Source organism: Ruegeria sp. BHSA162 (assembly GCF_059613385.1).
In genome coordinates this window covers 1-1,502 of the sequence record NZ_JBXWSK010000154.1, presented here as the reverse complement: position 1 = coordinate 1,502, position 1,502 = coordinate 1, and the positions used below count along the sequence as shown (strand labels likewise).

Here is a 1,502-nt window from a genome sequence, read left to right as displayed (position 1 = left end):
TAAAGCGACTGGTATAAGGCCGCCTGTTCTGCCCATCCCATCGGCTGTGAGCGGGTCAGCCAAATGGTCAGAGATACGGCCAACACGGCCGCGGCAGCCGCGACGCCCAACAGGCGCCAGGGCCCCGCCAAAGCCGGAACCCTAGGCGGCAGTTCAACTTGTGGCGCTGCGGCGGGAATGTCTCGGAACACCTCGCGAACCACCGGCGCGATCGGATCCAGATCCATCAGGCGCTGCTCCAGTTCCGGATCGTTCTCAACAGCGGCCTCGATGGCATCGCTTTCCTCAGACCCCAATGAGCCTTGCAGATAGGCCTTTAGCGTATCGTCGGAAAAGGTCATGAGTCCCTCCGTCGGTCGGACGCAGCGGCATCCTGCGGCATCGCAGCTTGCAGTTTCTTGCGGGCATTGGAAAGCCGGCTCATGATCGTACCAATCGGAACCTCCAGCAACGCGGCGGCCTCGCGATAACTGTAGCCCTCGACAAAGACCAGCATGACCGTTTCGCGTTGCGCCTCGGACAGTTGCATCACCTGTGTAAACACTTCCCGCGCAAAAATATTCATTTCGGCGTCGGTACCCGGCGCGATCAATTCGGCGTCCGGCGTTGCGGCCAACCCCTGGGACTTGCGCACGGTCCGCGCCCGCAGCTCGTTCAACCAGATTGACCGGCAGATCGTCATCAGCCACGAATCCAACCGATCAGTATGCGTAACCTGATGGCTTCGCTCCAACGCGCGCAGGCAAGTGGCCTGGGTCAGGTCGTCGGCAACATCCTGCGCCCCCGACAGAGCCAGCGCAAACCGCCAGACGCGTCTGGAATACGCCCCAATCGCCTGACGCACGGCCTGTTCCGAACTGTTGAGGTCATCACTGGGCACTTGGTCGATCCATGTTTCGGCACGCATCCCGCGACGCCAGAACTGGCACAGACAGAGAAGAATTGAAAACGCTTTCTTTCCGGTCGCTTGGCGTCAGCGTCCGATCGCTTCCTCGGACGCTCGCTTGGCAGCCACCAGTGCCAACAATTGGTCCTTGGTTCGTCCGATATGCGCGGACAGAAGCGCACATGCCTGCTCGACCTGTCCATCCCGGGCAAGGCGCAGCAATTCGCGATGCTCTTTGCGGGCCGGTTCGCGTTGTTGCATTACACTGAGATGCATTCGGATGTACCGGTCCGACTGCAGGCTCACGCGATGCAGCAGCTCGTTGGTCAGGCTTCGGTTCGCGGCCGCATAGAGGGCCGAATGGTACTGGTAGTTCAGCGCGCCCCACCGGCTGACGTCGTTGGCGTCGTACGACGCCTCCATCTGCTCCAGCAGTTGTTCGCAGCGCGCAAAGTCAGATTGGGTCATCTGCGGAATTGCCCGACGGAACAGGTCGGTCTCCAACAGCGACCGCAGGTCGAAGATCTCGCCGATCTCGGACAGGGAATGGCGCGTGACCCGCGCACCGCGATTGTTCGTCAGCTGAACCAGTCCTTCGGCATCAAGCTGTTTCAGC

At 61.1% G+C, this 1,502-nt stretch carries 2 protein-coding genes and 1 pseudogene; all 3 read right to left on the bottom strand.

The window, feature by feature from the left end; all coding sequences use genetic code 11:
- Nucleotides 1-341: pseudogene (locus tag AC2FM5_RS19605) on the bottom strand (hypothetical protein); the annotation flags it as partial.
- Nucleotides 338-907, bottom strand: coding sequence for an RNA polymerase sigma factor (locus tag AC2FM5_RS19600; RefSeq protein WP_496737650.1), 570 nt, complete (start codon nucleotides 905-907; stop codon nucleotides 338-340). The gene AC2FM5_RS19600 and the pseudogene AC2FM5_RS19605, both read right to left, overlap by 4 nt.
- A gap of 66 nt (nucleotides 908-973) precedes the next feature.
- Nucleotides 974-1,502: GntR family transcriptional regulator (locus AC2FM5_RS19595; protein WP_496737648.1), on the bottom strand; the 529-nt coding region annotated here is incomplete at its 5' end.

What these genes read in the sequence shown, in the direction of transcription:
- AC2FM5_RS19600 (WP_496737650.1), bottom strand. Translation starts at nt 907, where the DNA reads ATGCGTGCCGAAACATGGATCGACCAAGTGCCCAGTGATGACCTCAAC.